The 4,951-nt window shown below is 39.3% G+C and carries 4 protein-coding genes and 1 pseudogene; all 5 read right to left on the reverse strand.

Features of this window, described 5'->3' with window-relative positions:
* Positions 1 to 161: 161 nt before the first annotated feature.
* Positions 162 to 1,745, reverse strand: coding sequence for a helix-turn-helix domain-containing protein (locus tag IQ230_RS25890; protein WP_193935053.1), 1,584 nt, complete (start codon positions 1,743 to 1,745; stop codon positions 162 to 164).
* Positions 1,746 to 2,336: 591 nt separating this feature from the next.
* A complete protein-coding gene (locus IQ230_RS27195) occupies positions 2,337 to 2,495 on the reverse strand; it encodes a hypothetical protein (RefSeq protein ID WP_228055418.1) in 159 nt (52 codons plus the stop codon).
* A pseudogene (locus tag IQ230_RS25900) lies at positions 2,472 to 3,539 on the reverse strand (IS701 family transposase); the annotation flags it as partial. The pseudogene IQ230_RS25900 and the gene IQ230_RS27195, both read right to left, overlap by 24 nt.
* Positions 3,540 to 3,725: 186 nt before the next feature.
* The gene (locus IQ230_RS25905; protein ID WP_322742575.1) at positions 3,726 to 4,322 is read right to left on the reverse strand and encodes an IS630 family transposase; all 597 of its coding nucleotides are present in this window, start codon (positions 4,320 to 4,322) and stop codon (positions 3,726 to 3,728) included.
* Positions 4,312 to 4,680: a helix-turn-helix domain-containing protein gene (locus tag IQ230_RS25910; protein ID WP_193935055.1), complete on the reverse strand. Its 369-nt coding sequence runs from the start codon at positions 4,678 to 4,680 to the stop codon at positions 4,312 to 4,314. The genes IQ230_RS25905 and IQ230_RS25910 overlap by 11 nt, the downstream gene beginning before the upstream one ends.
* Positions 4,681 to 4,951: the final 271 nt, after the last annotated feature.

Raw genomic sequence — 4,951 nt, forward strand, 5'->3', positions numbered from 1 at the left:
CAGTAATTCCCATTGTTCATCTGTGAGATCGGTACGATATGATTGACCCATGACTCTCGTTCTCTGTCATTTTTTGCTATTGACAGGTTATTGTAACGAGAGCTTTTTTACTTTTCAGACCTCCTCTTAGATGTTTGCAGTTCGCTACAACTACCTAGAACCTAATTCATTCCTAATGCATTGCGCAATAGCATCTGATCTTCCCACTTAGCTTGAAAACGCCCATTTTCGATATCGCGAATCCAACTTTGACTTTTACCTGTTAGCTGTGCTAAGTCTCTTTGGCTCAAACCTAGTTTTTTTCTTGCTTCTAAGATATATTCAGTCGAGAGAGTTGCTTGCCTTTTCCGCTGTGTTTTTTGATGAGTATGCTGCTTTTTCGACTTTGTAGGTTGTGCCCACTCTGGTGGCAGTTCAAAATATAAAATACGGGCGTTCATTAATCGATTCCACTTGCCACGTGGGGCCGCATCAGTTAAGCGAGTACTATGACTACCATCATTGATCCAAAATTCTAATGCTGCTTCTGCATCTTCTGGAATGTCAACTAGTTTAGCCCACAAGGGTTGAATTTCTACTGGATAAGTAACTGGATCGAATATAGGTTTGAGTCCATAGTGATTGAGAACTTCTAAATCGCTTTCAAAGGCTTTTAGTAACCGTTGACGTTCCGGTTGTATAGATATTTTGCTCAGTCTGCGATCGCCGTAAGCAATTCGCATCAGCGTGGGAACAGTAACTCGCTGTTCTCTGCCCATTTTAGTTTTAAATAATAACCACAGCATCATTCGTGCTGCCCCTTCATGCTGCTGCCAAATACTTATAACTGCACTCAGTAAAGCTTTGGGTAGAGTGCCGTACTGATAAAACGCACGACGTTCTTTGCAACCTTGCCGATTTAAAAAATACTGTACCCACTCACCTGCTTTAATTTTGAAGGTCAAGCCAACTAAGTGTTTGCAACCTAACTCGTCTTCCTGAAAATGATGATGAATATCTAATAAGTGCCATAAACGGCTTTTTTTCAGGCAAATTTCCTTAATCTTGCCTTGTTGCGGTGAATTAATACAAGCTACAAGTCTGCATGGTTGTTGAGCAAGTTCTTTAATGAAAGACAGCTTAGTAGATTTACTTAAGTCTTTACGTTTATCTAAACCGAGATAGTCTTCAATTTGTCGATCGCTGATAATGAACTCTTCTTCCCAAGGTTTGTCTAGGTTAGTCACATAAGCGGCATAGATCAGATGCATACAAGCAGCTCGAATATCAAATTTTTCAACTGCCAGTAGAGCCTTTTCACCTTTGAGTGCATCTGACGATTCTGAATGTACAGTATCTGTCACGCGGAAGGCGATCGCACCTTTCCCTCCGTTAATTTGCCGCTGATAATGCATTTCTCCAGAAGCATCAGTTTCCCAAAAAAGCGATTGTCGCTGTGCTAAGACATTGCATAATTCCCAAACTGCGATCGCGGAAGCAAAAGGATGACTTTTTCCATCCGGAAAAAGATCCGGACTAGGTACAGTTCTCGCATCAACTTTGCATCTACCTTTTTTCGCTTGCCAAGGCACTGGAGAATTTACAGGACAAGAGACTATACACTGCGGTGCTACATAATCTTGACAGTTATTGCATAAGTTAGGATCAATCCAGTAATCACCTTCCAAAACTTTGATCGCACCTGTCGGACACAGAGGAACGCAATTATCACATTGAATACAGCGCTTAGTAATAGCGTAGGACATAGTCTTATATAGTGTTTTTAAAATTGACTAACTAAAGCTGGACATACTTACGATGTTTAGCCGCTATTGTTTCTCACACTTGTCAAAATGTTGAAGTTACTAGATGCTCTGATGTATGCGATCGCCACAATTGTGATTCCAAGAGTTACCTTTTGGGGAAGTATTAACCGTTTTAGCTAAACACATCCAAAAATTTTGTTCATCTTGAGCCATTAAATAAATTCTTAATATTTGCACATTTTTCATTACCCATATCATTAACACTTAATATTCAGTTATCAAATTTACATTTCAAGTTTTAATTCAATAGTTATTTCTAAACAAAATATAAATCTAATTTGCTTGAGCTAGTGAGTAACTAATGTTTACTTTGTAAATTATCAAAAGTTCAGATTTTTCTTAAGTCAGAAAAAGCTTATGTTGTCTTTGTAGTTACTTAGGCAAGAAAGCATTAAGAATAACCAGGACTTACGCAAGGGACATTTGAACGGATGGGTGCTTGAGTTGCTCAATCAAGTAGTGTGACAGCAGTCCATGCTTGATCTGATAAATGGTTTTGCCCGTCTGGTAAGCGATTAACTTAAGGCGAGTCTAAACAAGCATTGCACAGGCAATATGATTGCGTTGAATGCGCGCCTTACGACATTGACAAGCTTCTACCCCAGTCAACTGCTTGGATCGCACCTCAATCTTCCAGCGGATACTACACACCTGTTGCACAGCATCAGCTGAAGAGTTTAAGCTAATCATTGTATAAACGCAAAAAATAATCTCCCACCACTTCTGGATATGCTTGAAATTGGTGAAACGATAATCTGTCCAGCCTAATTCCTGCTTGCAAGAAGCGAAAACCATATTCTACCCATGTTCTTAATCCATATAAGTCACCTAAAGTCTTTTTTAAATTTCCTTGAAGGTTGGTCATGACAAATGTTGTAGAATTCTCAGGTAGTGTTTCTGGGTCAGTGGTTATTTCCCAGTAAGTTATCGCTCTTTTTTTGCCATAAATTATTTCTCTAATGTATCTAGTTTCTGACTTTTGATTGCTAAATGTTCGCTCAAAAGAACTCCATTTATTAGTCCTAACCCTTTGGTTCGCTGGCAGCCAGACCGCATGATTACTTCTAATTGCTACTACATAGTCTAAGTTATGTTCAGCTAACTTACTCAAAAATTGGCTACTTTCACCATATAAACTATCCGCTAAAACTAGTTTAATATTAAAGCCTTCGTTAATTAATTCTGTAATAATTTCTGTCGCTAACTCAATTTTGGTTTGATATTTATCTTCTGCTTTCAGCGTTCCTTTAGGTTTGAACACTTTGACGATTAAAGGAAAGCTTATATTAGAGTAAACTCCATAAGCATTTACTGAAACTATCCCATTATCTATTTTTCCGATGCTTCCTAAATATTGCCTAGCCACATAATCTGTTTTTTTACCTTTTTTTCTATCTCCTGTCTCATCAATTACTACAGTTATGGCATTCCCATGTAATGCTTTCTTTATTTTCGCTAATCTTCTGTTTCTTAATTGCTCAACTGACCAATCTGAATTGGCTATAAAATGATGTAGTGACGCTCGCTGAGTTTATACTTACTACCTTAGCTATCTCTGGTAATGATTTTCTTTTTATCGCTGAAATTATTCCTAAGTGTAAATATTTGAAGCACTCATAATTTCTAACTTCTTTAAATAAGTCTTTATACTCTGCACAATATTCATCTATGATGGCAACTGTGGGATGGGCATAAGAAAGCCAAATGCTTCAGAATTTGTAATTCTACATCCATTGCCCTATCTACTTTATAGAGTTTTCTCTTTTAATTCTTTTATTTATTATATCCGGAATCTGACAGAAGAGGGATAGGATCTCCATTGACTGTTGTCAGTTTATTAAGACATTAGTTGAAAATTGGTTACTATCTTCCTAAAAAGAGAAACTATGAGCGTTGAGTTTAAAAGAATTACAGCGATTTTCAAATGAATAAGTTGCAGTGAGCGAACCAAGCGAAAGCATCATCGGAGGAAATGCAGTGATTGATAATTTTAGTTAGGGCTTGGTCGAGTGCTTCACGAGTTCGAGCTTTACCGGAACGCAAGAGTTGTTTAAGTTTTGACCAACATAATTCAATTGCCGAGAGGTCTGGAGAGTAAGGCAGCAAAAATACAAGTTTTGCCCCTGCCGCCTCAATAGCTTCTCTCACAACATGAGCGTGATGAACTGGCAAGTTGTCCATTACAACAATGACACCGACCCAAAGTTGGGGAATCAAGATCTCCTGGATATAGAACAGGAACACCCCTGTATCAACACTGCCGACAACACTCAGCGTTGCAATCAAGCCATCGATACTCATGCCACCAATTAACGAAATATTTTGTCCTCGATTGACAGGAGCTTCTGTGTCATACAAGCGTTCGCCTTTTGGGGCACGACCGTACAGACGAGTCAATCCTAAATGCATCCCAGTTTCATCAATGAATACCAAATTGTGTGGGTCTACAGTAAAACTCCAGAGCCGATCAGTAAATCGTAGGTCTTTGACCCGTTGAGTCTCTTGCTCACAGGCAATTAGTGTTTTTTTTGACGCTCAATTCCAGTCTGGTTACAGCCCTCTGCATCGTTGATACACTCACCTGCACCCCAGTTTTTTCGGTAAAGCGTTCGCACAACTCCTCTAACAAGGCATCGGGTTGAGCCTCTACTAAGGGTTTGATAACTGGTAATTGTGCAACCCCTATTTTTGCAACAGCCCCTCCCCCGTATGGTTTCGGTTCTACGCTGCCAGTCTGACGATAGCGCCGAGTCAAATTTCTAACAAAAGACAAACTGACTTTAAATCGCTCTGCCAGTTGTCGTTGAGAGCCTTCTTTAGCTTGATAAGCTCTGCTCACCCTTTGCCGTAAGTCAATAGAGGGTAGGGCTGGCATCAGCAACCATTTCCTCTTTCACTAGATGCTTTTTAGTTTAACAAACTGTGGTTTACTCAATCAATAAATGCTGTAACTTTACCCTATCACCAGAGAAGATCGAGCGAGGTATTTCAGTGTTGGGAGAATTAGTGCAAGCGTACTTACAGCCTATTGCAGTTTTATGAGGCACAGTAGCAACAGTGAGTAAACCAGTTTTTCAAATGCACGGGATTAATTAAATCGAGTGCAGTGGCAATGAGAAGATCAACCCTGAATGCAGTAGTTGGGG

This window comes from Gloeocapsopsis crepidinum LEGE 06123 (genome assembly GCF_015207655.1).
Classification (GTDB): domain Bacteria; phylum Cyanobacteriota; class Cyanobacteriia; order Cyanobacteriales; family Chroococcidiopsidaceae; genus Gloeocapsopsis; species Gloeocapsopsis crepidinum.

Coding starts and splice junctions, on each gene's coding strand:
- IQ230_RS25890 (WP_193935053.1), bottom strand. CDS start 1,745: ATGTCCTACGCTATTACTAAGCGCTGTATTCAATGTGATAATTGCGTT.
- IQ230_RS27195 (WP_228055418.1), bottom strand. CDS start 2,495: ATGATTAGCTTAAACTCTTCAGCTGATGCTGTGCAACAGGTGTGTAGT.
- IQ230_RS25910 (WP_193935055.1), bottom strand. CDS start 4,680: ATGCCAGCCCTACCCTCTATTGACTTACGGCAAAGGGTGAGCAGAGCT.